Origin of the sequence: Dermacoccus sp. SAI-028 (genome assembly GCF_004346775.1) — a bacterium.
GTDB classification, from domain to species: domain Bacteria; phylum Actinomycetota; class Actinomycetes; order Actinomycetales; family Dermatophilaceae; genus Dermacoccus; species Dermacoccus nishinomiyaensis.
Window position 1 is genome coordinate 2,346,346 of record NZ_SMFS01000001.1, and the last position, 24,049, is coordinate 2,370,394.

The following is a 24,049-nucleotide window of genomic DNA, read 5'->3' on the forward strand; positions in this document are numbered from 1 at the left end:
ACGTTGCCATGCCAGGTTCGAGGTGCGCCTGCAGCCGCCGTCACCACATGAATGTGGACAAGAATCGCCGATGGGGACGGGAATCGCGAAGGGGGACGCCGTTCGCCAATGGGCACAGGAATCGCGGATGTGGACGAAACTTGCAGAGGCGGACGCCGTTCGCAGGGCGGACGCGGTGGTGCACGGACGTCAGAGGCGGCCGGCGTGCAGGTCGTCGTCGAATCTCGTCTTGATCTCGACGAGCTCGGCGATGGCGCGTCCGACGTTCGAGGCGACGTCGAGCGCCCGCACCGGGCCGCCGGGGTTCGCCAGGTGCGCCGCCCGCCCGTGGATGTACGTCGCGACGCTGCATGCTGCCGACGCCTCGATCCCCGCTGCGAGCGCCACCCCGACGATGCCCGCGAGGACGTCGCCCGTCCCGGCCGTCGCGAGCCAGTTCGGCGAGCGGTTCTCGACGAAAACAGCCCGGTCGTACGCGATGCCATCGGCTGATCGTTGCGCCGGACGCGCGATGACGGTCGCGCCGCCCTTGAGCAGCACGACGTATCCCGTCCCGTCGGCCATGCGACGAGCCCACCGCACGGGGTCGGCTTCGACGGCCTCACGCGTCACGTCGTCACCGTCGTCGGTGATGCCGAGCAACGCCAGCGCTGACGCGAGTTCCCCCGCATGCGGCGTGATGACGGTGACGCTGCCCTCGGGCCGCTCGATCTCGTCGAGCCACGTCAGCGCGCCGGCGTCGATGACGACGGGAACGGCCTCGCCGAGCACCTCTATCGCGCTCTCGTAGCGTTCGGAGTTCTTCTCGCGCTCGCTCACGCCATCGATGCCGGAACCAACGACCCAGGCCTGCACCCGGCCCATGCCGTGGACGGCCTCGGGGACGGCGGCGAGCACGAGGTCGGACGGACGTGACGGCCCCACGTACCGCACCATGCCGGCGCCGGCCGTCGCGGCCGCCACCGTCCCGAGTACCGCCGCACCGGGAAACGCGTTGCTGCCCGTCGCCATGCCGACGACGCCGCGCGTGTACTTGTGGTCGTGCGGTCCAGGAATCGGCCAGCGCCCCGCATACTGCTGCACGCTCCATCGCAGCGCATCGGTGCTCAGACCGTCGAGCTCGGCGAGCCCGATGTCGACGACTCCCACCTCACCCGCCGCGCGTGGGTCGAGCAGCATCGACGTCTTGAGTGCTCCGAACGTCACCGTGCGGTCAGCCGTGATGCCAGGTGTCGGGCAGTCGACGGCGACGACGTGCGTCTCGCGCCCGATCGCCCGTACGGCAGATGCCCACGGCGCCGCGTCCGAGTCGTCCTCGCCATGCGAGCCGCTCGAGCCCCGCGAGGCGCGCGCGCCGATGCCCAGAATGCCGTCGACGACGAGGTCCGCGGCCGTGATGGTCTGCAGCGAGCGTGGCCCGTCGCAGTGTTCGCCACCGCACTCGCTGTGCGGCCCCTGCGGGTGCTCGATGACGTCGAGACCCGCGTCGCGCACCGCGGCGAGACCCTCCTCGTGCGCTCTGCCGGCGACGAGCACGACGTCGGCACGCACTCCGAAGTCGCGCGCGAGGTCACGGGCAGCGAACAGCGCGTCACCGCCGTTGTTCCCAGGCCCGACGAGCACGACGACGCGGTCAGCGCGCAGCCTGCGCACCTCATCGGCGACGACGCGCGCCACCGCAGCGGCAGCGCGCTGCATGAGCGTGCCGCTCGTCAGCAGCTCGCCGCTCGCCTTCTCCGCCTCACGAACCCACGTCACCGACGCCGTCCGCAGCAGGTCGTCACCGTCGAGCCGCCCGACGTACTCGATGTCGTTCTCCATCGTCATGCCTCCTCGCCCGACGGCCGACGCGAAGCCACCGTCGCCCCAGCTGCCGTAACCCGTAGTGCAACTCATCGTCATGCCTCCGCGATGACGACGGCCGACGCGATGCCACCGTCGTGAGTCAGCGAGAGGTGCAGAGCGTCGACACCGAGGTCGTCCATGCGGGAGGCGACCGTCCCGCCCGTGCGCAGGAACGGTTGCCCCTGCGCGTTGGTGTCGACCTCCGCGTCCTGCCAGCTCATCCCGGGCGGCGCGCCGAGCGCCTTGCTCAACGCCTCCTTCGCCGCGAACCGGGCCGCGAGCGAGCGCACGTGCAGATCACGCTCCAGCGGTGTGAACAAGCGCTCACGCATTCCGGGCGAGCTTTCCAGTGTCTCGGCGAACCGGTCGATCTCGACGACGTCGATGCCCACTCCCACGATCATGAGTTCAGTCAATCACTTGTCGCCTCGAGACCGAGCCCCCGAGCAACACGGCGCCGTCGTTGACGAACGGGGCGACCGGGCCTCGCGACGCAGGTCGCCGGCATACGACGGGGCGCCCCCACATGGTGGTGGGAGCGCCCCGTCGGCGTCGGCGCGCGTCACTCCACGGTGACGCTCTTGGCCAGGTTGCGCGGCTGGTCGACGTCGAGGCCCTTGGCCGTCGACAGTTCGAGGGAGAACACCTGCAGCGGCACGATGGCGAGCAGCGGTGCGAGCAGCGGAGCCGACTTCGGGATGCGGATGACCTCGTCCGCGAACGGCACGACGGCTTCGTCGCCCTCCTCCGCGATGACGAGCGTACGTGCGCCGCGCGCACGGATCTCCTGGATGTTGGAGACGACCTTGCCGTGCAGACCGTGCGGCGTGTCGGGTCCGGGCACCACGATGAACACCGGCTGCCCGGCGTCGATCAGCGCGATCGGGCCGTGCTTGAGCTCACCGGCGGCGAAGCCCTCGGCGTGGATGTAGGCGAGCTCCTTGAGCTTGAGCGCACCCTCCATCGCGATCGGGTAGCCGACGTTGCGGCCGAGGAACAGCACCGAGCGGGTGTCGGCCATGAAGCGGGCGATCTCGCGGGTGCGCTCGAGGTGGCCGAGCACCTCCTCGATCTTGGCCGGCATCTCCTGCAGCTCACCCATGACCTTGGCCGCGTCGTCGGCGTACGTGCCGCCGCGCAGCTGCGCGAGGTAGAGGCCGAGGATGTAGCAGGCCGTGATCTGCGCGAGGAACGCCTTCGTCGAGGCGACCGCGATCTCCGGGCCGGCGTGCGTGTAGAGCACGGCGTCGGACTCGCGCGGAATCGTCGCGCCGTGCGTGTTGCAGATCGACAGCGTGCGGGCGCCGAGCTCCTTGGCGTGCTTGACGGCCATGAGCGTGTCCATCGTCTCGCCCGACTGCGAGATCGACACGACCAGCGTGCGCTCGGAGACGATCGGGTCGCAGTAGCGGAACTCGTGCGCGAGCGACACCTCGACCGGGATGCGCGTCCAGTGCTCGATCGCGTACTTGGCGACCATGCCCGCGTACGCGGCCGTGCCACACGCGACGATCGTGATGCGGTCGATGGCCTTGAGGTCCTCTTCGGAGATGCGGATCTCGTCGAGCGTCAGGCGCCCCGCCTCGTCCGTACGGCCGAGCAGCGTGTCGCGCACCGCGTCCGGCTGGTCGAAGATCTCCTTCTCCATGAACGTGTCGTAGCCGCCCTTCTCGGCGGACGCCGCGTCCCAGTCGACGTGGAACGTCTTGCCCTGCGCCGCGGAACCGTCGAAGTTGCACACCTCGACGGCCTCGGGGGTGATGACGACGACCTGGTCCTGGTCGACCTCCATTGCCTCCTTGGTGTACCCGATGAAGGCGGCGACGTCGGAGCCGAGGAAGTTCTCGCCCTCACCGAGCCCGATGACGAGCGGCGAGTTGCGGCGCGCCGCGACGACCTGGTTCGGGCTGTCGGCGTGCACGGCGAGGAGCGTGAACGCGCCCTCGAGACGGTTGACGACCTCGAGCATCGCGGCCTTCAGATCGCCCGCGTACGCCTTCGCGAGAAGGTGCGCGACGACCTCGGTGTCCGTCTCGGACGCGAACTCGACGCCGTCCTCGAGCAGCTGCGCGCGCAGCGGGTGGAAGTTCTCGATGATGCCGTTGTGGATGAGCGCCAGCTTGCCGTCCGTGCCGCCACGGTGCGGGTGGGCGTTCGCGTCCGTCGGGCCACCGTGCGTCGCCCAGCGCGTGTGACCGATGCCGGTCGCACTCGCGGGAAGCGGGTGGTTCTCCAGCTCGGCGCGCAGGTTGGCCAGCTTGCCGGCCTTCTTCGCCGTCGAGACGTGATCGCCCGTCACCAGGGCGATGCCGGCCGAGTCGTAGCCGCGGTACTCGAGGCGGGCGAGGCCCTCCATCACGACGGCCTCAGCGCGCTCGTCGACCTTCGAGCCGACGTATCCAACGATTCCACACATGCGATTCAGACTACCGGCACGCGCGCGCCGCCCACGAATCCCCGAACGTTCACGAACCCGTCCCCGCACGGACTTGGCACAATGACACCGTGACCCGCGCCCACCACCCGCCGCTGCCGAGCCCCTACGTCGAACTCACCCGAGCCGACTGGGCCCGCCTGCGCGACACCCACCCCATCGACCTGACGAGCGACGACGTGCGCCGCCTCGCGGGGCTCGGCGAACGCATCGACCTCGCCGAGGTCGAGGACGTCTACCTTCCCCTTTCGCGCCTGCTCAACTTCTACGCCGCCGCGACGCAGAACCTGCACCGCACGACGACGGACTTCCTCCAGGAACGCCCCGCCAAGACGCCCTTCATCATCGGCGTCGCCGGCTCCGTCGCCGTCGGCAAGTCGACGACCGCCCGCGTCCTGCAAGAACTGCTCGCGCGCTGGCCCAACACGCCCCGCGTCGAACTCATCACCACCGACGGCTTCCTCTACCCCAACGCCGAACTCGAACGCCGCGGCATCATGGACCGCAAAGGCTTCCCCGAGAGCTACGACCGACGCGCCCTCGTCCGCTTCGTCGCCGAGGTCAAGGGCGGCAAGGCGGAAGTCGAAGCGCCCGTCTACAGCCACCTCGTCTACGACATCGTGCCGGACGAGAAGATCGTCGTGCGCCAACCCGACATCCTCATCGTCGAAGGCCTCAACGTCCTGCAACCGCCCGTCTCGACGCCCGGGCAACCCACCCGCTCGACGCTCACCGTCAGCGACTTCTTCGACTTCAGCGTCTACGTCGACGCCCGCGAAACCGACATCCGCGAGTGGTACATCAACCGGTTCCTGCGCCTACGCGAAACTGCGTTCGCCGACCCCGACTCCTACTTCCACCGCTACGCCCGACTCGACGACGACGAAGCCGTCACCCTCGCCACCCGCATCTGGGAGAGCATCAACCTGCCCAACCTCATCGACAACGTCCAACCCACCCGCGGCCGCGCCACCGCCATCCTGCGCAAGAGCAGCAACCACGCCGTCGACAGCGTCAAACTGCGGAAGCTGTGATGGCCCTCGTCGCCATCACGCAAGGTTGCCTGCGCAATGAGCGGTCGGCGAGCGGGACGTCAGAGCAACTCGCGCACCTGCACCGGCGCGTACCGATGCGGCCGTCAAGCTGATGGTCTGCGAGCAAGGCGGTCCTGCACCCCTGACGGGTCAGTGGGTGCGGGCGCGCTCGTCGGAATCGAAACGGTCGCGGACGTCGTCGCGCTCGAAGACCTCGTCGTCCTGGTCGAAGGCCCCGTGGCGGCGCTCGGCCGCGTCGAAGTCGTCATCCAGATCGTCGAGAGTGTCGAAGTCGTCGCGCGACTCCTCATCCGGGTGACGACGGCGATCCGCCGCCCACAACGCCATCCAGACGACGGCGAACAGCGCCGCCACCGCGAGACCCGCGAGCAAGCCACCCCCCGCGCCGAACAGGAACTGCGAGCCGACGCCCGTGCGCTTGCTCTCCCCGAACTCCGGCGCCGCACCCGACGACGCCTTCCCGGCACTGACCGCGGCGAAGACCGTCGCGACGAACGCGACAACCCAGTACGCGATCCCGAAGAGCTTGTTCTGGACGAGACGCACGGTCGAGCCTTCCTCACGATCGGTGACCCGCCACCTCCCCGCGGCGGATCGTCGAAGCACACGCTACCCAGTCACGAGCCCACTGCGCGCGCGCCACACCGACACCGCCGCCACCGGCTCACATCGGACGCAGCGTGCACGCGGCCAGACCCCGTCAGGCCCCACGCGTCGGCGACACGATCAGCGGGACGAGCCGTCGTCAGGCCGCGTGCACCGGCGCGACGATCAGCCCACGCGCCGGCCGTCAGTTCGCGAGCACCGACGTCACGAGCGCCGCGATGGGGCTGCGTTCCGACCGCGTCAACGTCACGTGCCCGAACAGTGCGTGCCCCTTAAGCTTCTCGACGACCGCGGCGATGCCGTCATGGCGCCCCACCCGCAGGTTGTCGCGCTGCGCGACGTCATGCGTCAGCACGACGCGCGAGTTCTGGCCCATGCGCGACAGCACCGTCAGCAGCACGTTGCGCTCTAACGACTGCGCCTCGTCGACGATGACGAACGCGTCGTGCAGCGAACGCCCACGGATGTGCGTCAGTGGCAGCACCTCGAGCAGGTCGCGCGCGATGATCTCGTCGACGACCTCCTTGCTCACGACGGCGCCGAGCGTGTCGAACACCGCCTGAGCCCACGGGCCCATCTTGTCGTTCTCACTGCCCGGCAAGTATCCGAGCTCCTGGCCGCCGACGGCGTACAGCGGGCGGAAGACGATCACCTTGCGGTGCGCGCGACGCTCCATGACCGCCTCGAGGCCCGCGCACAGCGCGAGCGCGCTCTTGCCGGTGCCGGCCTTCCCGCCGAGGCTGACGATGCCGACGTCGAGGTCGCTCAACAGGTCGATGGCGATGCGCTGCTCGGCGGAGCGGCCGTACAACCCGAACAGGTCGCGGTCGCCGCGCACGATCTTCACCACGTTTCCCGGCATGACGCGCCCGAGCGCCGAACCGGACGCCTCGCCGTCGGCGCTCAGGATGACGCCGGTGTTGACGGGCAGATCCTCGAGGCCGTCGAGCGTGACGCGCCCCGTCGCGTACAGGGTGTCGATCTCACTCGCGTCGACGCTGCGTTCGACGATGCCCGTCCACCCCGAGTCGGGCACCCCGTCGGCGCGGTACTCATCGGCCGACAGCCCGGTTGCGGACGCCTTGATGCGCATCGGCAGGTCCTTGCTCACCACCGTCACGTCGTTGCCCTCGGCCGCGAAGTTGGCGGCGACCGCGAGGATGCGCGAGTCGTTGTCACCGAGTCGGAAACCCGCGGGCAGGGCGGCGGGGTCGGTGTGGTTGAGTTCGACGCGCAGCGTGCCGCCATCACCGATCGGGACGGGGTGGTCGAGGCGGCCGTGACGCACGCGCAGGTCGTCGAGCAGGCGCAGGCACTCACGCGCATAGTAGCCGAGCTCGGGGTGATGACGTTTGGCCTCGAGCTCGGTGACGACGACGACTGGGAGCACGACGTGGTGCTCGGCGAACCGGGTGAACGCGCGCGGGTCGGACAACAGCACGGACGTGTCGAGCACGTACGTCTTGACGCGCTGGGCGACGGCGGCGTTCGTCGTCGCGCCGTCATCGGTTCCGGGCCTGAGGCCCGATTCGAGCTGGGTGGTCGAGGTGAGCGCGCCCGCGGCGCCCTCCGTCGTGAGGGTGTCCGCCAGGGTCATCGTCGATTCCTCGGGTCACGGGTGCGAACGCGCCGGCCGGGCGCCCGCGAGGAGCCGTCGTGCACCCCTCGTCCTCGACGCTAACGGCGGCGCCACCGCAGGTCGGCGGCCAGCCTGAGAAGCCTGCATGAACTTCACGTGAATGGCCGCCGCAGCGACGCGTCACGACCCGAAACGACGCTCGCGTTCGGCGTAGGCGCGCAGCGCGCGCAGGAAGTCGACGCGACGGAAGTCGGGCCAGAACGCTTCGCAGAAGTAGAACTCGCTGTGCGCCGACTGCCACAGCAGGAAGCCGCCGAGGCGCTGCTCCCCCGAGGTGCGGATGACGAGATCCGGGTCGGGCTGGCCCTTCGTGTAGAGGTAGTCGCCAACGCTGTCGATCGTCAGACGCTGCGCGAGCTGCGTCATGTCCTCACCGCGCTCGGCCGCGTCGAGCAGGATGGCGCGGAAAGCGTCGACGATCTCCTGACGCCCGCCGTACCCGACGGCGATGTTGACGACCATTCCGTCGCCGTCCTGCGTCGCGCTGACGGCGTTCTCCAGCCGGGTGCGCGTCGCCTCCGGCAGCAGCCCGAGGGCGCCGACGAGGTTGAACCGGCGGTTGCCGGCTGCGGAGAGTTCGTCGACGACGTCCTCGATGATGGCGAGCAGTGGCGCGAGCTCGGTCTCGCTGCGCTTGAGGTTGTCGGTCGACAGCAACCACAGCGTCACGACCTCGATGCCGAGCTCCTCGCACCACGTGAGCAACGGTTCGATGTTGTCGGCGCCCGCCTTGTGACCGTGCGCGGTGTTCGCGCCCCTCTTCTTCGCCCAGCGACGGTTTCCGTCGAGCATGAGGCCGACGTGACGCGGGAGACGCTCAGGAGGCAGGCCCTTGACGAGTTGGCGCTCGTAGGCGGTGTACAGCACGTCGCCCGGTCCGCGCATGGCTGCCTCCTCGTGGTGTGGCGCTGGGTTGACGATAGCAACGCCGGAGCAGGTGGCCTGCCCCGGCGCCGCGACGATCAGTGCTGTGCGCTGCCGATCGGGTCGTCGTCCCCGCGCGGCGCGGAGTCTGCCTCGCGTGCGCCGACGCTCTGCTCGCGCTCGGTGAACGTCATCTTGCGCAGGTGCGTGTTCATCGAACGGAACAGGAACCAGCACGCGAGCGCCAGGCCGAAGAGCACGAGAAAACCCCAGATGCCTGCGGTGACCTCGACGGATTCGTTGCCGCCCATCAGTGTTCCTTCCGTTCGACGACGTCGTCGATCACCATTGTGACAGCGCCGCTCGTCGCGAGTGCATCCGCCTGCTCGGGTGATCCGAGCCCGGCGAACAGGTCGTCCTCGTCCGGGGTGAGCGGCACCGCGCTCAGTGCGAGGTCCCATTCCTCTGTCGGCCACGCCTCGCCCTGCTCGCGCGCGTCGAGCGCGAAGAACATGCCGTCGGGGTCGATCTGCGTCGCGTGGGCGAGCAACGCGCGCGAGCGCACGTCGAACCACTCGTCGCAGCGCACCCGCGTCGTGACGCGCCCCTCGGGCCGGTCGCTGCGGCGCTCCAGCCATTCGGGGTACGGCGAATCGCGCCCGTCCTTCACGAGGGCCTCGTGGTAGGCGCTCAGCTTCGCGCGGGTGAAGGTGCGGTCGTAGTAGACCTTGAGCGGCTGCCACGGCGCACCGGCGTGCGGGTAGGCGTCCGGATCGCCCGCCGCGCGGACGGCGGCGATCGTCACGACGTGCGTCATGATGTGGTCCGGGTGCGGGTAACCGCCGTTCTCGTCGTACGTCGTGACGACGTGGGGGCGGCGCTCGCGGATGACCCGCACGAGCGCCTCGACGGTGATGTCGAGCGGCTCCAGCGCGAAGCAACCGTCGGGCAGCGGCGGCAGCGGGTCCCCCTCGGGCAGACCCGAATCGACGAAGCCCAGCCAGACGTGCTCGAAGCCGACGACCTCGCGCGCCTTCGCCATCTCCGCGCGACGCAGCGCGACGAGGTCACTCTTGACCTGCGGGTCGTCGACGAGGCGCGGGTTGAGCACGTCACCACGTTCGCCGCCGGTGCAGGTGACGACGGTGACGTCGTCCCCCTCGGCGAGGTAGCGCGCCATCGTCGCTGCGCCCTTGCTCGATTCGTCGTCGGGGTGCGCGTGCACCGCCATGAGCCGGAATCCGCCTGCCACCTGACACCTCGTATCGTGAGACCTGTTGAACTGCTCCGCAGGCGAACCCGCGAAGCACCCATTGTGACAAAGGAGAGCGAGTGCCCCTCGAACGCCCACGGGCCGAACAACGCAAGTGGTGGATCATCGGCACGCTCGGCGTGGTCCTCATGACGGCGTTCTGCATCTGGTTCGGCATCCAGTGGACGTCGAACACGGTCACCGCGAACCAACACGGCTTCAAGGTGCTCTCCGACGATCGCATCCAGGTGAGCTGGGACGTCATCCCCAGCGACAAGGACAAGCCGGTGACCTGCACGCTCATCGCGCTCAATGACCGCCGCGACGTCCTCGGTTCGAAGTCGGTCTCGCTCACGCCGAGCCCCTACGACTCGACGACGTACACCGACGTCGTGCGCACCACGTCGCGCGCCGTCTCGGGCACCGTCAAGGAGTGTCACTACACGGGCGAGAAGGCTCAGGCCGAGTGACGTCGCGGCGTCGATGCCGCGGCACACTCTCCCGCTGACGACGCGCGCAAGAGCCGTCGACGACGTGCGTTCTCGCGCCATGGCGCTAGAATGGTGGTTTCACCTGGGCTGAGACGCGCACCGCCGCCGGCGGACACCGCAGCGTCTTGGCCTTGTTCTTTCGTGCGGGAGACCGTGCGAGACCCGAAAGCACAGCAAGGAGAAGACCGTGAGCGAGACCACCACCTCCTCCAGCTTCCTGACGCAGGACGCATACGACCGTCTCTCGGCGGAACTCGAGCACCTCAAGGGAGAGGGCCGTTCCGACATCGCGAAGCGCATCGAAGCCGCGCGCGAGGAGGGCGACCTCAAGGAGAACGGTGGCTACCACGCCGCCAAGGAGGAGCAGGGCAAGATGGAGGCCCGCATCCGCCAGCTCGAGTCGCTGCTGCGCGACGCCGTCGTCGGGGAGGCACCGAAGGACAACGGCATCGTCGACTCCGGCATGGTCGTCACCGTCGAGATGTTCGGTGACACCGAGACGTTCCTGCTCGGCAGCCGTGAGATCGCCGGGGACGCCGACATCGACGTCTACTCCGAGCAGTCGCCGCTCGGTGAGGCGATCATGGGCAAGAAGGTCGGCGAGGAGACCTCCTACGACGCCCCGAACGGCAAGACGATCGAGGTCAAGATCGTCGACGCGAAGCCGTACGCCGGCTGACGCATCGTTCGGCACGACACGAAGAGGGCAGCCCCGTGGTGGGGTTGCCCTCTTCGTGCATCCGACGCGACGCGTGCGCCGGCTCCGGTGTGCGCGGCCGGCTGGTCCGCCTCAGACGGTGCCAGTCGTCACCTGCGCCGCGACGGAGATGGCCAGCAGCGCGCTGACGCCGAGCAGCAGCCAGCCCCAGACCCATTCGGCCTGGGCCGGCCGTGGCCGACGCAGATCGGTGCGCGGGCCCCGCGCCCCGAGGTGGGCGACGACGTCGGCCGGAGGCTCGGGGCGGTCCTGGTCGAACGGGCCGCCCTGCGTGTCGGCCCACCACCGCTCCGCCCGCGTGATGCCGGCCTCGTCGCGCGCCCACGCGGCGCGCGCCGCCCGGGCGCGACGCAGCAGGTACAGCGCCGCGACGAGCGCCACGCCCGCGAGGACGAGGCGCACGACGACACCCGTCATCGCGTGGAGTCGAGTGCGTTTCGCAGGTCGGCGACGAGGTCGTCGGCCTCCTCGATGCCCACGGAGAGACGGATGAGGGCGGCCGGTACCTCGAGGTCCGTGCCGGCGACGGAGGCGTGCGTCATCCTCGCCGGGTGCTCGATGAGCGACTCGACGCCGCCGAGGCTCTCGCCGAGGGTGAAGATCTTCGTGGCATTGCAGACCTCGAGCGCGCGCTCCATGCCGCCGGCCACCTCGAAGCTCACCATGCCGCCGAAGCGTTTCATCTGCTTGACGGCGACGTCGTGGCCCGGGTGCGAGGCGAGGCCCGGGTAGTAGATCTTCGTGACGTCATCACGGCTCGCCAGGAACTCGACGATCTTCTCGGCGTTGTCGCAGTGACGCTCCATGCGCACCGACAGCGTCTTGAGACCGCGCAACGTCAGCCAGCTGTCGAACGGACCGGAGATGGCGCCGATCGCGTTCTGGTGGAAGCCGATGCGCTCCGCGGCGTCTTCGAACTCGGGCACGCCGATGTTCTTCGCGACGACGACCGCTCCCCCGACGACGTCGGAGTGGCCGCCCGAGTACTTCGTCGTCGAGTGCACGACGATGTCGGCGCCGAGCGCGATCGGCTGCTGCAGGTAGCTCGAGGCGAACGTGTTGTCGACGACGAGCAGTGCGCCCGCCTCGTGCGCGACGGCCGCGAGCGCCGTGATGTCGGCGATGCCGAGCTTGGGGTTGGTCGGAGTCTCCACCCAGATCAGCTTGGTCTTGTCGGTGACGGCGGCGCGCACGGCGTCGACGTCGGCGATGGGTGCCGTCGAGTACTCGACGCCCCAGCTCTTCGTCACCTTGTCGACGAGGCGGTAGGTGCCGCCGTAGGCGTCGGTGGGGATGACCATGTGCTCACCCGGGCGCAGGATCGAGCGGATGACGGTGTCCGAGCCCGCGAGACCGGAGGCGAACGCGAAACCCTTGGCGCCGCCCTCGAGAGCGGCGATGCACTCCTCGAGCGCCGTGCGCGTCGGATTGGCCGAGCGGCTGTACTCGTAGCCCTCACGCAGACCGCCGACGCCGTCCTGCTTGTAGGTCGAGGTCTGGTAGATGGCCGGAACGACCGCGCCCGTGCGCGGGTCGGGCTCCTGCCCCGCGTGGATCGCGCGGGTCGTGAAACCGAGGGTCGAGAGGTCGGAGAGGTCTGCGTTCTCGTTGTCGTGCGTCATGCCGACAAGCCTAGTGCTGCGCACCGACAACCCCGAAAGTCGTGTGAATCCGGCACCGAGGCCGCACTGCACACGGCGAATGGGGACACGACGATGGCCCCACCTCGTCGACACGGGGTGAGGCCATCGGGTTCGCTCGGGTCAGACGTCGAGCGCCCGGTCGAGTTCCTTGTAGTCGATGCCGGCCGGCGCCTTGGCGATGACGCTCTGCAGCAGGCCGAGGCGAGCGGCCTTGAGCGCCTCGTCGTCAGCCATGACGAGGACGTCGTCGAAGAACCTGTTGAGCGGCTCGGTGAGACCCGAGGCGTCCGCGAACCACTGCGTCAGCGAGTCACCCGAGTGGTCGGGCAGTGCCTCGACGAGCGGAGCCAGCGTCTTCTCGGCCTCGTCGGTGAGCACGGACACATCGAAGCCCGGCTGGGTGCCCGCAGGCACGATGCGCGTGATGCGCTGCGTCACCTGCACGAGGGCGCGGAACGCCTCGTCATCGCGCAGAGCCTCGACATCGGCGAGCACCGCGGCCGCGCGACCGGGCGTTCCGGCGCTCGGGCTGAGGGCCGTGACGAGCGCCGCCGAGACGCCTTCGTCGCGCAGCTGCTGGCCGAAGCGGCCCTCGACGAACTCGAGAGCCGATGCGAGCGCCTCGCCCGAGACCTCGACGCCCTGCTCACGCAGTCGCGCGGCGGCAGCGTCGAGACCGTCGCTCACGCTGATGGCGGCCACGGCCGGCACACCGCGCAGGATCGACACGACGCCGAGCGCCGCGCGGCGCAGCGCGAACGGGTCGGACGAGCCGGTCGGCTTCGCGCCGATGGCGAACATCGCGGTGAGCAGATCGAACCGGTCGGCCAGCGCGAGCAGCGCGCCCGGCGTCGAGGAGGGCAGCGAGTCGCCCGCCGAGCGCGGCTTCTCCATCTCGAACAGGGCATCGGCCACAGCCGGGGCCTCCCCCGCCTTCAGCGCGTATTCGCGCGCCATCGTTCCGGCGAGGCTCGACAGTTCGACGACCATCGCCGTCGACAGGTCGAACTTCGCGAGCGCGCCGGCACGCGACAACGTTGCCTGCTCATCGCCCGTGAGTTCAACGGACGCAGCGAGTTTCGTCGACACGTCCTTGATGCGGTCCGCACGCTGCGCGAACGAACCGAGACGGTTCTCGAACGTCAGCTTGTCGATCTGCGCGCGGAAGTCGTCGAGCGGAACCTTGAGGTCGGCCTCCCAGAAGAACGCCGCGTCCTCATAGCGGGCCCGCAGCACTGACTCGTTGCCGGCGCGCACGACGTCGTCGTCGATCGAGCCGTTGGCCATCGTGACGAAGTACGGCATGAGCGTGCCGGAGGCGTCGCGCACCGGCAGGTAGCGCTGGTGCTTGCGCATGACGGTGGTAAGGATCTGCTCGGGCAGCTCGAGGTAGCGCTCCTCGAAGGTGCCGAGCACACCCTGCGGCTCCTCGACGAGGTTCGTGATCTCGTCGACGAGGCTCGCCTCGCCGTCGATGTCGATCGTGCCGCCGACGCTCTTCGCGAGCGCCAGGGCACCGTCGACGACCTGCCGGCGTCGCGCGGTCGGGTCAAGCACGAAACCGGCCGTTTCGAGCGTCGGGACGAGCTCGTCGGCAGCGGCGACGTCGACGTGCGGCTGCGCTGCGGTGCGCGCGACGTACGTCGTGCGGCCCGTGGTGAGTGAGCCCACCGTCGCGGGGACGACGTGCTTGCCCCACAGCGCGACGACCCAGCGGATCGGGCGGCTGAACGTCAGCTGCGGGTCGTTCCACTTCATGTTCTTGTCGCTGCGTAGGCCGGAGACGACGTCGGCGACGATCTCCCCGAGCACCTCGAGCACACCGCGCCCCGTCTGCGTCTGCTTGACGGCGACGTGCTGGGCACCGTCGAACTCGGCGGTGACGACGTCGTCGACGGAGACGCCCTTGCCGCGCGCGAAGCCCTCGAGGGCCTTCGTCGGCGCGCCGTCCTTGTAGGCGGCCGCGACCTTCGGGCCCTTCGCGAGGGTCTCGGAGTCCGGCTCGTGCGCGCTGACCCCGGGCACGGTGACGACGATGCGGCGCGGCGTGCCGACGACGGCGACGTCGCCGTGCTCGAGGCGGGTGCTGGCGAGCGCCGACGTGACGGCCTCGCGCACGGCGGGAATCGTCGCGTCGAGCACGTGCGGCGGCATCTCCTCGACGCCGATCTCGAACGCGAACGTCTGCCGCGCGTCGCCGAGTTCGGCTGCGGTGGGCGCCGGCTCGGGCTTCTCGACGGGCTGGGTGATGTTGGGCGCCGACGCGGCCGCCTCCGCCAGCTCACGCACGCGTGAGGTCGCCGCGTCGCCCTTGAGCAGCGGGTGACCGAGTTCGGCGCGACGCTCGCTCCACAGTGCACCGGTCTCGCGAGCGAGGCGGCGCATGAGGGAGAACGAGCGCGCACGCTCCGTCGTGGAGACGGCGCCGCGGCTGTCGAGGATGTTGAACGCGTGCGAGCTCTTGAGCACGTACGTCCACGCCGGCACCGGCAGGCGCGCGTCGATGAGGCGCTGAGCCTCGTCGGTGTACTCCTTGAAGAACGCGCGGGCCGCGTCGACGTCGGCGTCGTCGAGGTAGTAGCGCGACATCTCGTACTCGTTCTGCGCGAACACCTCGCCGTAGCTGATGCCCTCGGCGTACGCCATGTCCTTGAAGTGCGTGACGCCCTGAAGCGCCATGAGGATGCGCTCCATGCCGTACGTCAGCTCGACGGCGACAGGCTCGAGGTTCTGCCCGACGACCTGCTGGAAGTATGTGAACTGCGTGACCTCCATGCCGTCGAGCCAGACCTCCCAACCCAGGCCCCACGCGCCGATGGCGGGCTGCTGCCAGTTGTCCTCGACGAAGCGCACGTCGTGCGCGTCGAGGTCGATGCCGAGCGCCTCGAGCGAGCCGAGGTAGAGCTCCTGCGGGTTGCCCGGGTCGGGCTTGAGGATGACCTGGAACTGCGTGTGCGTCTGCAGCCGGTTCGGGTTCTCGCCGTAGCGGCTGTCATCCGGGCGCACGGAGGGCTCGACGTACGCGACGTGCCACGGCTCGGGCCCGAGCACGCGCATGACGGTGTTGGGGTTCATCGTCCCCGCACCGACCTCGGTGTTGTAGGGCTGCACGACCATGCATCCGCGGTCGGTCCAGTACTTCTGCAGCGTCAACAGGGCATCTTGCATCGTCAGCACGTCGGTCACGCGCCCCAGGTTACCGAGTGCGCACGCGCCCCGCCCATTCGTCCCGATCACGACGTCACAGCAGACGATGACGGCGCACGCGCCGCCCGGGAACGCGGGCGCTCGCCATGAGTTCCCGCGTCGTCAGCACCTTGGTCGGCGACATCCATCCGCACGACGGCTTGTGGAGCGCGTAGCCACCACCCAGGCTGACGGCCGCGTGGTCGATCAGGCCGTCAGGGTTGCGCCAGACATGGACGACACCAAGGCCGCCGTCGGTGTCATGACGCGGCAGCAACCGCGTCCGCTCTCGCAGCCACGCCTCGATCGGCTCGCGCTGCATCCACTCCTCACGTGCGCCGTCCACGCCGGCCGCGGTGAGAACGGCACCGAAGCAGTTGGGCCCGCTGGCGCGCGGGAACGTCCCCGCGATCTCACGGGCGCCTGGCAGCACGGCGTCGATATCGGCCCAGGCCCGCTGGGTGATCTCGCGATGACGACTCGCGCGCCGCCCCTCGACGACGTATGCCACGACGCGCTCGAGGTCGCGCGCGATGGCCGACGCGTCGTCACCGCTACGCCAGAGGTGACGCGTGGGTTGCGCTCGCCTCAGAGACGCCGGCAAGGCGCGCGCCGCCGCGCGATCGAGCCAGCAGATGGCTTGGTCGTCCACGCCGTACAGCAGGAACGTGTCCTTGAGCTCGAACGTCACCCGCTCGGGCTCGTCGCGCAGGCCGAGGTCGTGCGCGACGCTGCGGGGCACGACGAACGGCTGCTCGACCGGCATCGTCCACGCGCGCCACTGGAGCAGCTGCTCGTGCGTCACCTCGATGCCGAGCACCTCGCGTACGGGCGCCTCGGACGGGCTCATGCAAGCCTCTTCTGCCATTCGATCATCGTGCCCTCGCGTTCGTAGCCGAGCTCGGAGTTGATCCGCAGCACGTGGGTGTTCGTCTCGTCGTTCCAGGTGCGCTGCACCTCGACGCCCGGCGCGACCTGCGGCAGCAGCAGCGACACCGCAGCCTTGACCCGGTAGCCGAGCCGGTGCCCACGGTGCGCGGCCTCGACGAGGGTGTCGTCCTGGTAGGCGATCCAAGGCGTCTCCGCGGGAACGCTGACGTGCGTGAACGCGGCCATCTGCCCGGTCGGTCGGTGCCACGCCACGGCCTCGACGACGCGTCGGCCCTGAGCGCGTGCGGTGTCGAACAGCTCGCGCACCCGCGCGGCATCCCACGTCTCCGGTTCGATCGCAACGTCACCGAGCGGGGTGTCGGTCGACATCATCGCTCCGAGACGGGCCCGCTCCTCGAGCCACTGCGACGGGAGGTCGTCGACGGCCGTCTCGACGACATACTCGTCGTCGAACGCGAGGGCGGCACGCATCTGTGCGGCGACGGCGTCGCTGACCGGCAGACGCTGAGCGTTGCGCACGCACGTCTGGGCCTGGGCGAACCCGCGGGCAGCGAGGAAGGCGCCTGCGGCGTCAGGCTGGCCGACGGGCGTCTGCGTCTCGACGAGGACCGTCGTACGTCCCTCGTCCTGCATGATCTCCTCCGCGGCTGAGAGCAGCGCCGAGCCGACACCCCGTCGTCGCGCGGGAGCCGGCACGTCGAGGTGGAGAAACGCGAGGTGGGTGTTGTCGCGGCGCGGCAGGACGAGCTCGGCGGCACCGACGACGCCAGCTGCTGTGTCCACGCCATCATCCTGTATGTCGGCTGCTCCCCCAACGGCGTCGTCGTCGCACGAGGCTTCCCCCTCGACGGCGACGAACGCATGACGCGTCTCGGATTCCTTGCCCCACATGGCGCGCAGCTCGTCGGCGGGGTAGGCGATCGTGTGCTTGCCCCACTGCTCGTGGCCCACCGTCATGAACACCTGCGCCCAGGCGTCGAACAGCGGGTCGGACGGGCCGATCTGACGAATGCGCATGGCGACATTGCACTCAGCACCAGCTGCGTACGCAACCGGTTTTTCGGCGCGTCCGCCTGGATCGTGCGACAACCCGTTCATGCCGGCGGAGGGTCGGGCCGGAATGCCTCGACCGCCGGCGGTGTTGTCTCGGAACCCGAGGAAAGGCACCTCATGTTCACTCGAAAGCACACCCGAACGCCCGAGGCGAGCGACCTGCACGACGTCCTCGACGTGCCGATGTTCTCCGAACTGCCCGACGGCTCGGCGACCCTGTACGTCGCGATGGGCTGCTTCTGGGGCGCCGAACGCATCTTCTGGAAGATTCCGGGCGTCGTCACCACGGCCGTCGGGTACATGGGCGGCCACGCCACCGAGCCGACGTACGAAGATGTCTGTGGCGGCGGCACGGGCCACACCGAGACGGTCATGGTGGCCTACGACCCGTCGCGCGTGTCCGAACGCGAGCTTCTCAAGGCGTTCTGGGAGAACCACGACCCGACGACCGCGAACCGGCAGGGCAACGACGTCGGCACGCAATACCGCTCGGCGATCTACTGGACGACGCCGCAGCAGGAGCGCGCTGCCCGCGAGACGTCCGCGCTCTTCCAGGAGGCACTCGACGACGCGGGCCGCGGCGCCATCACGACCGAGATGCGCCCGGCCGACGAGGCGGGCCCCTTCTGGCCGGCGGAGCTGTACCACCAGCAGTACCTGTCCAAGCACCCCGGCGGCTACTGCAACCACGGCTTCAAGGGCGTCACGTGCCCCGTCGGCGTCGCCGACCTGCCCGCGCAGACGGATGTCCTCCCGCCACGCTGACGACGACATGCACGGCGGCCGCTGAGCCGGCGGCCGATCAACCGGCCACCGCGGCGCACCGGCCGTCTCAGCGCACCTGGAAGGCCCGGCTCGTTCCGGTATGGGCACTGACCTTGCCGTTCCAGCCGTTCTTCCAGCTGCCCTGCTGCACGAGGCGATACGTGCTCGCGGGCGTGCCGCGACGTATGCGCCGCTCCATGGTGCATCGCGAGTACGAGACGCCCTCGCGCGACCAGACGTACGAGGTGTCCCAGTCGTGGTCGTCGAGGACGTCGACCCACGACGAGCCGACCTGACGCTGCACCTTGACGAACGTGCCCATCGTGCGGAAGTCATTCTTCGGGTGGCCGCCGCGGAAGACCGCCCGCACGCTCGAACCAGCCGAGCGTGTGGCGTCCGGCTGAGTCAGGACGTCACCGAAGTGCTGCCCGGGTGGGGCGTCGTCGAACACGACGCCGGGGCCCTCGGCGCGTGGCCGACGTCACACTCATCACCCACCTAGACGATCGTCCAAGCTGTGTGAAGAAATCACTCACCCGAGCCTCGACGGCGAAAGACGCCGCATCAGCCACGCCGCGTGTCGCACGTCACAATCTTCGCCCACGTCTCATCTCCAGTGCCACAACTTGACGCTTTGTCGTGCGCGGCTCTAATCTCGCTGCTGGTCAAGAGATCCGATGCAAAGCCCTGGCTGGTCGGACGGCAACCCTCACACGCGTGGCGGGGTGCTCCAGGTGATGACCCGGCCGCGTCGACCACGCGGCAAGCACGCTCGGCACCCAACGTGACGGCATCCTCGTGAGCCTTCCGTTGCGCTGCCCAGGCCCCGAAAGGCATGCCCCGCACGACACCGCGCACCGCGCCCCACCCCGGCGCCCCGCCTTCACGCTGACTCCGCGCACCCGCGCCAGCCCCGCGCATTCGCATCCTTGCCGCCTCACCAGGAGAGATCATGACCGACAAGCACACCCCCGCCGACGAGACCTCGACGCCCACCTCGTCCACGCATGACGCCACGAGCGCCGAGAACGGCGCGACCGCCCTGCCCCCGAAACCGAAGAACGACACCGGCAAGTACGTTGCGATCGGCGCAGGCGTCCTCGTCGTCGCGCTGGCCGCCGGCATCGGGGCCAAGGTGCTCGGCGGGAGCAGTGACGACAAGCTGACCCACCTCAAGGTGGGCACGACGGAGGCGTCGGACCCGTACTGGAACCAGCTCGTCAAGGTGGGCAAGGACAAGTACGGTCTCGACATCGAACCGGTCAACTTCTCTGATTACACCCAGGCCAACCCCGCGCTCTCCGAGGGCCAGGTCGACCTCAACCAGTTCCAGCACCTGCAATTCCTCGCCGACTACAACACCAAGGCGAAGCAGAACCTCACGCCCATCGGGGCGACGTACATCGTCCCGCTGGCGCTGTACTCGAAGAAGCACACGAGCGTCGGCCAGTTCCCCCAGGGCGGCAAGATCGCCATCCCCAACGATCCGACGAACCAGGCGCGCGCCTTGCTGCTGCTGCAGAGCGCCGGACTGCTGAAGCTCAAGGGTGGTGGCACCTCGCTGTCGACCCCGGCCGACATCGACGCCGGCGCCTCGAAGGTCACCGTCACAGCGGTCAACGCCGAGCAGACCGCGGCCGCGCTGCCGTCCGTCGACGGCGCGATCGTCAACAACAACTTCGCCGCGGACGCGAAGCTCGACCCGAGCAAGGCCCTGTTCAAGGACGACCCGCATGCGGCCTCGTCGAAGCCGTACATCAACGTCGTCGTCGCGCGCGCCGCGGACAAGGACAACGCCGACTACGCCAAGTTCGTCAAGGCCTACCACGACCCGAGCGTCGAGAAGCTCATCGAGGAGCGCACGAAGGGCACGAGCGTCCTCGTGAACAACTCCGCCTCCGAGGTGCAGGGCATCCTCGCGAACCTCGAGGCCCAGATCAAGGCGAAGGGATCGAAGTGACGGGCCCCTCCCCCACACTGACGAAGGCCGCCGCGCCGGCGAGTGCCACCCCGCCCGCCGTCGCCTTCCACGACGTCGGCAAGACGTTCACCCGCGGCAAGAGCCGGGTGACGGCTCTCGACGGCATCACGACGCAGGTGGAGCGCGGACGCATCGTCGCCGTCATCGGTTTCTCCGGCGCAGGTAAGAGCACCCTCGTACGTCTCATCAACGGCCTGGAGACGCCGACGCGCGGCCACGTCGAGATCGACGGCGTCGACCTCGCGTCGCTGTCCGCGAAGCAGGTGCGCGAGCTGCGCGGTCGCATCGGCATGGTGTTCCAGCAGTTCAACCTCATCCGCTCGCGCACGGTGTACGCCAACGTCGCCTACCCCCTCGAGGTCGCCGACTGGGACAAGGCGCGCCAGGAGGCGCGCATCACCGAGCTGCTCAGCTTCGTCGGGCTCACCGAGAAGGCGTGGGCCTACCCCGACGAGCTCTCCGGCGGGCAGAAGCAGCGCGTCGGCATCGCCCGTGCGCTCGCGACGAACCCGGAGATCCTGCTCGCCGACGAGTCCACGTCCGCGCTCGACCCCGACACGACGAAGGACGTCCTCGCGCTGCTGCGCCGCGTCAACGACGAGCTCGGCGTGACGATCGTCGTCATCACCCACGAGATGGACGTCGTGCGCGAACTCGCCGACGACGTCGTCGTCCTCGAGGCCGGCCGCATCGTCGAGTCCGGGCGCACCGTCGACGTCCTCGGCGCGCCGAAGGCGGACGCGACGCGCCGCCTCGTCGACGCCACCCTGCGGAACGTGCCCGACGCACGCGAGAGCGCCCGGCTGCGCGCTGCCCACGACGGGCACCTCGCGACGCTGACGGTTCACGACCCGCGCGAGTTCGGCCGTGTCCTGGCCCGCATGTCCGCACACGGCGTCGAACCGGAGATCGTGCACGGCGGCCTCACACCGCTCAAGGACGACACCCTGACGACGTTGACGCTCGCCCTGCGCGGCGACGACGGCGCCGTCACCACCGTGCTCGACGAACTGCGTCTCGCCGCCGACGTCGAGGAGGTCGCCGCATGATGCCCGCAACCGATTGGGAGGCGCTGCGCCCCACGATCGTCACCGCGGTGGGCGAGACGCTGCTCATGGTCGGCGCGACGATCATCATGGGCGGCCTGCTCGGCCTCGCCCTCGGCGTGCTGCTCAACACCACACGACGCGGCGGCATCCTCGAGAACCGAGTTCTGCACACGGTGCTCAACGTCCTCGTCAACATCATCCGACCGATCCCGTTCATCATCTTCGCCGCCGCTCTCGGGCCGTTGACGCTCGCCGTCACGGGCTCGACGATCGGTGCGAAGTCGATGATCTTCCCGCTGACGATCGCCTCGACCTTCGGCATCAGCCGCATCGTCGAGCAGAACCTCGTGAGCGTCGACCCCGGCGTCATCGAGGCGGCGCAGGCGATGGGGGCGAGTCCGTGGCGCATCATTCGCACCGTGCTCATCCCCGAGGCGCTGGCGCCGCTGATCCTCGGCTACACGTTCGCGCTCGTCGCGGTCATCGACATGACGGCCGTCGTCGGCGCCATGGGCGGCGGCGGCATCGGTGACTTCGCCCTGTCCTACGGTTACCGCCGCTACGACTGGGCCGTGACGTGGGCCGCCGTCGTCGTCATCATCGTCTTCGTTCAGATCGCCCAGTTCATCGGCAACGCTCTGGCCCGCAAGGCGCTGCGTCACTGACACACCCTTCGCGCCGCTCGGCGCGAGCATGACGAAGGGCCGTGACCATCCGGAGAGGATGATCGCGGCCCTTCGCCGTCAGGACGCGTCAGACCAGCCGTGCGTCAGCGAGCGCCGACGGTGGCGACCTTCTGCAGGCTCGAGCGCAGGTCGGCCTGCATGCCCTCACGCTGCTGGACGTGGTGGTGCTTCTTCTTCGTGCTGGACGCGCTGTCCGTCACCTCGTTGGCGGGGCCGGGCTCCGGCTGGGGCACGGGGTCGCACTCGACGTCGGCGTGGCCCGGTCCACCCGTCCGCGCGGGCATCGCGCCGGTGAGGAGGTAGGCGGAGATCTTGTCGTCCGTGCAGGCGATGCCATTGAGCGAACCGGAGTGCGTCGTTCCACCGACGCCCTCGATGAGAGCGCTCTTCGGGAAGCGCTTGCGCACCTCGAGCGCGCCCGGGAACGGCGTCGCACCGTCGTGGGTCTCGGCGATGAGGAGCACCGGCCCGACCTTCGAACCGTCGATCTTCATGGCCTGCGCGTTCGTCGACTTGACCGGCCAGCTCGTGCACGGGAGGTTGAACATGGCGTTCGCCCACGTCTCGAAGGGCGCCTTCTTGTCGACCTTCGAGTTGTCCGAGAGCCACTTGCTCCACACGTTCGACCACTTGACGTCGGTGCACTGCGTGCCGAGGTAGACCGCGTAGCTGTTGTCCGAGCCCGGCCCGGAGCCGTTGGCGTCGTCGTACAGCGCGGTCGTCGGGCCGAAGTCACCCTTCTGCAGCGCAGCGGCCAGGGCGGCGCCGTCGTCCTCCCAGCCGAAGACGTAGTAACCGGCGTTGAGGTAGGCGTCGGTCCACTCGTCAGGTCCGATCTTGCCGTTTGCGGGCTTCTTCGCGAGCTTGTCGCGCATCGAATACCACTGCTTCTTGATGGCCTTGCCGCTCGTGCCGAGGTGGTACGTCGCGTCGTTGCCCGCGACCCAGTCGAAGAAGACGTCCATGTTCTTGTCGAACGCGATGTCCTGGTTGAGGTTCGCGTCGTACCAGACGTCGCGCGGGTCGACGACACCGTCCATGACCATGCGACGCGTCTGCTTCGGGAACATCGTGGCGTAGACCTGGCCGAGGTACGTGCCGTAGCTGAAGCCGTAGAAGTTGATCTGCTTCTCACCGAGCGCCTTGCGGATCGAGTCCATGTCGCGCACGTTGTCGATCGTCTTCATGTGCGGCATGAGCTTCGCACCGGCAGCCTTGGAGCACGACGCGGAGTAGGCGGCCGACCTCTTCAGCCAGGCCTGCGACGTGCCGGCCTTCGTCACCCGGTAGTCAGGGCGGTTGTAGCCGAAGTAGTTGCCGTCGCAGGCCAGGGTCGGGACGCTGGAGCCCACGCCGCGCGGGTCGAAGCCGATCCAGTCGTACGGGTCGCCGCCCTTGTTGCGCACGGCGCCGCCGAGGCGCGACAGCGTCAGACCGGAGCCGCCCGGGCCACCTGGGTTGACGAGCATGATGCCCTGCTTCTTGGCGTCGCTCGTCTTGTGCTTGATGCGGGAGACGGCGATCTTGATCTTCTCGCCCTTGGGCTTGGCGTAGTCGAGGGGCACCTCGACGAATCCGCACTGGGCGCCGGCCTTGCTCAGGCGCGCGTTCGCGCAGGTACCCCAGGTGACCGGCGGCGGGGTGTAGGACGAGGAGGCGTCCGCAGTGGGCGTCGCGCCCTGAGCGGGAACGGAACTCGCCGCCGTGACGGGGGCCGACAGCCCGACGCCCAGCAGGCTGAACGCAGCGCCCACGGCGCCGATGGTCTTCTTCATGCGTACTCCCTGGATGGCCTGGTGAACCGCGCGTCCACGAGCGTGTGGCGCCGTGTTAGATCATGCCCCTTGGAATGCGCTGTGTGTCTCCCCTGTGTAACCTTTGTGTAAAGTTC

General features: G+C 69.2%; 22 protein-coding genes and 1 riboswitch. Of the genes, 7 read left to right on the top strand and 15 right to left on the bottom strand.

All coding sequences use genetic code 11. The annotated features are described in order from the left end of the window. Window positions 1-189 precede the first annotated feature (189 nt). The 3 genes from EDC82_RS10680 to glmS form a co-directional block, all read right to left on the bottom strand. Window positions 190-1,896, bottom strand: coding sequence for a bifunctional ADP-dependent NAD(P)H-hydrate dehydratase/NAD(P)H-hydrate epimerase (locus EDC82_RS10680; RefSeq protein ID WP_235006202.1), 1,707 nt, complete (start codon window positions 1,894-1,896; stop codon window positions 190-192). Window positions 1,897-1,898: 2 nt separating this feature from the next. Then, complete coding sequence (locus EDC82_RS10685; protein ID WP_038569133.1) at window positions 1,899-2,249, bottom strand: holo-ACP synthase; 351 nt, start codon at window positions 2,247-2,249, stop codon at window positions 1,899-1,901. Between the two features lie 158 nt (window positions 2,250-2,407). Beyond that, the gene (gene glmS / locus EDC82_RS10690) at window positions 2,408-4,261 is read right to left on the bottom strand and encodes a glutamine--fructose-6-phosphate transaminase (isomerizing) (RefSeq protein ID WP_038569134.1); all 1,854 of its coding nucleotides are present in this window, start codon (window positions 4,259-4,261) and stop codon (window positions 2,408-2,410) included. Between the two features lie 89 nt (window positions 4,262-4,350). Here glmS and coaA point away from each other — a divergent pair, with 89 nt between their 5' ends. Further along, complete coding sequence (coaA, locus tag EDC82_RS10695; RefSeq protein WP_131941505.1) at window positions 4,351-5,313, top strand: type I pantothenate kinase; 963 nt, start codon at window positions 4,351-4,353, stop codon at window positions 5,311-5,313. A 150-nt stretch (window positions 5,314-5,463) separates the two neighbouring features. Here coaA and EDC82_RS10700 read toward each other — a convergent pair whose 3' ends face one another. The 5 genes from EDC82_RS10700 to mca form a co-directional block, all read right to left on the bottom strand. Beyond that, window positions 5,464-5,880, bottom strand: a complete 417-nt coding sequence (locus tag EDC82_RS10700; protein WP_115297327.1) for a hypothetical protein — start codon at window positions 5,878-5,880, stop codon at window positions 5,464-5,466. Between the two features lie 244 nt (window positions 5,881-6,124). Then, a complete protein-coding gene (locus tag EDC82_RS10705; protein ID WP_006944060.1) occupies window positions 6,125-7,537 on the bottom strand; it encodes a PhoH family protein in 1,413 nt (470 codons plus the stop codon). A 162-nt stretch (window positions 7,538-7,699) separates the two neighbouring features. Further along, entirely contained in the window at window positions 7,700-8,464 is a 765-nt protein-coding gene (locus EDC82_RS10710; RefSeq protein WP_006944141.1) for an isoprenyl transferase, read from the bottom strand. A 77-nt stretch (window positions 8,465-8,541) separates the two neighbouring features. Continuing rightward, window positions 8,542-8,754, bottom strand: coding sequence for a hypothetical protein (locus EDC82_RS10715; protein WP_006944099.1), 213 nt, complete (start codon window positions 8,752-8,754; stop codon window positions 8,542-8,544). Next, the gene (mca, locus tag EDC82_RS10720; RefSeq protein WP_051806090.1) at window positions 8,754-9,695 is read right to left on the bottom strand and encodes a mycothiol conjugate amidase Mca; all 942 of its coding nucleotides are present in this window, start codon (window positions 9,693-9,695) and stop codon (window positions 8,754-8,756) included. The genes EDC82_RS10715 and mca overlap by 1 nt, the downstream gene beginning before the upstream one ends. Window positions 9,696-9,775: 80 nt before the next feature. On the opposite strand from mca, the gene EDC82_RS10725 reads away from it, so the two are divergent. Both EDC82_RS10725 and greA read left to right on the top strand, forming a co-directional pair. After that, a complete protein-coding gene (locus tag EDC82_RS10725; protein WP_131941507.1) occupies window positions 9,776-10,165 on the top strand; it encodes a DUF4307 domain-containing protein in 390 nt (129 codons plus the stop codon). 208 nt (window positions 10,166-10,373) lie between these two features. Beyond that, a complete protein-coding gene (greA, locus tag EDC82_RS10730; RefSeq protein ID WP_006944071.1) occupies window positions 10,374-10,865 on the top strand; it encodes a transcription elongation factor GreA in 492 nt (163 codons plus the stop codon). 111 nt (window positions 10,866-10,976) lie between these two features. On the opposite strand, the gene EDC82_RS10735 is transcribed toward greA, so the two are convergent. The 5 genes from EDC82_RS10735 to EDC82_RS10755 all read right to left on the bottom strand — a co-directional run bounded on the left by EDC82_RS10735 (window position 10,977) and on the right by EDC82_RS10755 (window position 17,641). Continuing rightward, complete coding sequence (locus tag EDC82_RS10735) at window positions 10,977-11,321, bottom strand: hypothetical protein (protein WP_038569143.1); 345 nt, start codon at window positions 11,319-11,321, stop codon at window positions 10,977-10,979. Further along, window positions 11,318-12,526, bottom strand: coding sequence for a cystathionine gamma-synthase (locus tag EDC82_RS10740; RefSeq protein WP_038569144.1), 1,209 nt, complete (start codon window positions 12,524-12,526; stop codon window positions 11,318-11,320). Before EDC82_RS10740 ends, EDC82_RS10735 begins: the two co-directional genes overlap by 4 nt. A gap of 141 nt (window positions 12,527-12,667) precedes the next feature. Next, window positions 12,668-15,733, bottom strand: a complete 3,066-nt coding sequence (locus tag EDC82_RS10745; RefSeq protein WP_131941509.1) for a glycine--tRNA ligase — start codon at window positions 15,731-15,733, stop codon at window positions 12,668-12,670. A gap of 55 nt (window positions 15,734-15,788) precedes the next feature. Beyond that, window positions 15,789-16,583 (bottom strand): hypothetical protein, encoded by a 795-nt coding sequence (locus EDC82_RS10750; RefSeq protein WP_062256121.1) that lies wholly within the window; start codon window positions 16,581-16,583, stop codon window positions 15,789-15,791. After that, on the bottom strand, window positions 16,580-17,641 hold the full coding sequence (locus tag EDC82_RS10755) for a GNAT family N-acetyltransferase (protein ID WP_062256123.1): 1,062 nt from the start codon (window positions 17,639-17,641) through the stop codon (window positions 16,580-16,582). The genes EDC82_RS10750 and EDC82_RS10755 overlap by 4 nt, the downstream gene beginning before the upstream one ends. Window positions 17,642-17,794: 153 nt before the next feature. Here EDC82_RS10755 and msrA point away from each other — a divergent pair, with 153 nt between their 5' ends. Beyond that, window positions 17,795-18,442, top strand: coding sequence for a peptide-methionine (S)-S-oxide reductase MsrA (gene msrA, locus EDC82_RS10760; protein WP_006944083.1), 648 nt, complete (start codon window positions 17,795-17,797; stop codon window positions 18,440-18,442). A 67-nt stretch (window positions 18,443-18,509) separates the two neighbouring features. Here the strand turns inward: msrA and EDC82_RS10765 are convergent, their stop codons facing one another. Further along, a complete protein-coding gene (locus EDC82_RS10765; protein ID WP_062256124.1) occupies window positions 18,510-18,893 on the bottom strand; it encodes a neutral/alkaline non-lysosomal ceramidase C-terminal domain-containing protein in 384 nt (127 codons plus the stop codon). A gap of 212 nt (window positions 18,894-19,105) precedes the next feature. Continuing rightward, window positions 19,106-19,217: riboswitch (SAM riboswitch) on the top strand. A 177-nt stretch (window positions 19,218-19,394) separates the two neighbouring features. Between EDC82_RS10765 and EDC82_RS10770 the strand changes: the two genes are divergently transcribed. From EDC82_RS10770 to EDC82_RS10780, 3 genes are read left to right on the top strand one after another with little or no spacing between them, the layout of a single operon-like run. Continuing rightward, the gene (locus EDC82_RS10770) at window positions 19,395-20,402 is read left to right on the top strand and encodes a MetQ/NlpA family ABC transporter substrate-binding protein (protein ID WP_197418820.1); all 1,008 of its coding nucleotides are present in this window, start codon (window positions 19,395-19,397) and stop codon (window positions 20,400-20,402) included. Then, complete coding sequence (locus EDC82_RS10775; RefSeq protein ID WP_197418821.1) at window positions 20,399-21,472, top strand: methionine ABC transporter ATP-binding protein; 1,074 nt, start codon at window positions 20,399-20,401, stop codon at window positions 21,470-21,472. The genes EDC82_RS10770 and EDC82_RS10775 overlap by 4 nt, the downstream gene beginning before the upstream one ends. Next, window positions 21,469-22,137: a methionine ABC transporter permease gene (locus tag EDC82_RS10780; protein ID WP_006944079.1), complete on the top strand. Its 669-nt coding sequence runs from the start codon at window positions 21,469-21,471 to the stop codon at window positions 22,135-22,137. The genes EDC82_RS10775 and EDC82_RS10780 overlap by 4 nt, the downstream gene beginning before the upstream one ends. A gap of 104 nt (window positions 22,138-22,241) precedes the next feature. Here EDC82_RS10780 and EDC82_RS10785 read toward each other — a convergent pair whose 3' ends face one another. After that, a complete protein-coding gene (locus EDC82_RS10785) occupies window positions 22,242-23,933 on the bottom strand; it encodes an alpha/beta fold hydrolase (protein ID WP_062256128.1) in 1,692 nt (563 codons plus the stop codon). Window positions 23,934-24,049: the final 116 nt, after the last annotated feature.

What these genes read in the sequence shown, in the direction of transcription:
- EDC82_RS10740 (WP_038569144.1), bottom strand. Translation starts at nt 12,526, where the DNA reads ATGACGCACGACAACGAGAACGCAGACCTCTCCGACCTCTCGACCCTC.
- EDC82_RS10780 (WP_006944079.1), top strand. Translation starts at nt 21,469, where the DNA reads ATGATGCCCGCAACCGATTGGGAGGCGCTGCGCCCCACGATCGTCACC.
- EDC82_RS10755 (WP_062256123.1), bottom strand. Translation starts at nt 17,641, where the DNA reads ATGCGCATTCGTCAGATCGGCCCGTCCGACCCGCTGTTCGACGCCTGG.
- EDC82_RS10770 (WP_197418820.1), top strand. Translation starts at nt 19,395, where the DNA reads ATGACCGACAAGCACACCCCCGCCGACGAGACCTCGACGCCCACCTCG.
- EDC82_RS10705 (WP_006944060.1), bottom strand. Translation starts at nt 7,537, where the DNA reads ATGACCCTGGCGGACACCCTCACGACGGAGGGCGCCGCGGGCGCGCTC.
- glmS (WP_038569134.1), bottom strand. Translation starts at nt 4,261, where the DNA reads ATGTGTGGAATCGTTGGATACGTCGGCTCGAAGGTCGACGAGCGCGCT.
- EDC82_RS10710 (WP_006944141.1), bottom strand. Translation starts at nt 8,464, where the DNA reads ATGCGCGGACCGGGCGACGTGCTGTACACCGCCTACGAGCGCCAACTC.
- EDC82_RS10685 (WP_038569133.1), bottom strand. Translation starts at nt 2,249, where the DNA reads ATGATCGTGGGAGTGGGCATCGACGTCGTCGAGATCGACCGGTTCGCC.
- EDC82_RS10735 (WP_038569143.1), bottom strand. Translation starts at nt 11,321, where the DNA reads ATGACGGGTGTCGTCGTGCGCCTCGTCCTCGCGGGCGTGGCGCTCGTC.
- EDC82_RS10750 (WP_062256121.1), bottom strand. Translation starts at nt 16,583, where the DNA reads ATGAGCCCGTCCGAGGCGCCCGTACGCGAGGTGCTCGGCATCGAGGTG.
- EDC82_RS10715 (WP_006944099.1), bottom strand. Translation starts at nt 8,754, where the DNA reads ATGGGCGGCAACGAATCCGTCGAGGTCACCGCAGGCATCTGGGGTTTT.
- EDC82_RS10785 (WP_062256128.1), bottom strand. Translation starts at nt 23,933, where the DNA reads ATGAAGAAGACCATCGGCGCCGTGGGCGCTGCGTTCAGCCTGCTGGGC.
- EDC82_RS10680 (WP_235006202.1), bottom strand. Translation starts at nt 1,896, where the DNA reads ATGAGTTGCACTACGGGTTACGGCAGCTGGGGCGACGGTGGCTTCGCG.
- msrA (WP_006944083.1), top strand. Translation starts at nt 17,795, where the DNA reads ATGTTCACTCGAAAGCACACCCGAACGCCCGAGGCGAGCGACCTGCAC.